This is a genomic window from Mesorhizobium sp. P5_C1 (genome assembly GCF_054049815.1).
Genome location: NZ_JBFULQ010000995.1, coordinates 1 through 1,254, shown reverse-complemented (window position 1 = coordinate 1,254; position 1,254 = coordinate 1). Strand labels below are relative to the sequence as shown.

Here is a 1,254-nt window from a genome sequence, read left to right as displayed (position 1 = left end):
TGATAGCGGACCGGGCATTCCCGACGACAAATTAGAACAGGTCTTCGAACCGTTTTTCACAACCAAGGCGGAAGGCATGGGCATGGGGCTATCCATCGCGCGCAACATTGTCGAGGCGCACGGTGGGCTGATGCGTGCGAAAAATCAGGATCACGGTGGTGCGTCGTTCCGGATTAGACTTCCTCTTGTTCGATAGTTGGCAATCTAATTTCTGCCAAGCGTTTAGCTGGGTAGTAAGGCCAGCGCCCGAGGCGAAGCGGCATTGATCGGTGAGCGCACAAGGTCGCGTTAGCGTCTGGAAGCTGACGTCGCCGGACGTGCACGATCCTTGTCGACATAGGCCTGCAGGGCCTTCTTCACGGTTTCAAGCGAGCCGGTCATGGCTGGAGGTCAATTGGCCGTCTTATTGGCCAGTTGTCTCACTGCGTCTATCAAGTCTCGTGTCGCTTGAGCAACCTTGGCAACTGGTAGTCGATGAACGCAGTAGACGCCGCCCGGGTTGTCGGGTTTGCACAATCCGGGCGCAACACACTGGCAAGGCAACGGCGGCTCAACGGTGCGGTGAAGCACCCCAAAAGGCCCCCAGATGTCGGGGGGCGTCAGGCCATACAGGCCCACAACCGGAGTTCCGACTGACGCAGCCAGGTGCATTGGGCCGCTCTCGTTTCCCAGAAAGATAAATGCATCCGAAAGCAATGCTGTTAGTGTCTCAAGCGAGGCTTTGCCAACAACGCTCACCAATGGCGACGCTGCCGCATTCAATATAGCTTGCGCGGTCGCGCTCTCATCAGGTCCACCAATCAGCAATGACCGCAGGCCCTTGGTTGCATAAACCTCGTCGATTACTGCAGCGAACCGTTCAGGTTGCCAACACCGCCCTTCGAACCTTGCTCCAGCGTGTACTGCGACGAAAGCCTTTACGGCCAGATTGCTTTGCGCCAGAATCTGGGTAGATGCGCTTCGCCCGACTGGTGTGGGTTCAAGCCTCGGTGTCACTTCTCGCAATTCTATCCCAAGCGCTTCAAGCGGGGACAGATATCGGTACAAGTAGTGCGCGCCTCCATGGCCGAAGGTTTCAGCAAATATATTAGCAGGCTGAACTTCCCAAAATTTCATGGGCTTTTCCGGGGGATTGTATCCAACGCGCAGGGGGGCGCCGATTGACCTGTGCAATATCCGTGATGTCTTCGAGTCGGTTACGTCAATGGTGAGATCGAATTTTCGGCGACGCAGGTCAGCGACCAAGCCTGAATA

General features: G+C 56.3%; 2 protein-coding genes. One reads left to right on the top strand and one right to left on the bottom strand.

What is annotated here, in order from left to right; all coding sequences use genetic code 11:
• Positions 1-196: ATP-binding protein (locus ACXJ7R_RS33320; protein ID WP_457155508.1), on the top strand; the 196-nt coding region annotated here is incomplete at its 5' end.
• A gap of 194 nt (positions 197-390) precedes the next feature.
• On the opposite strand, the gene ACXJ7R_RS33315 is transcribed toward ACXJ7R_RS33320, so the two are convergent.
• Positions 391-1,254, bottom strand: an 864-nt coding sequence (locus tag ACXJ7R_RS33315) for a glycosyltransferase family 9 protein (RefSeq protein ID WP_457155507.1), incomplete at its 5' end; no start/stop codon positions are given.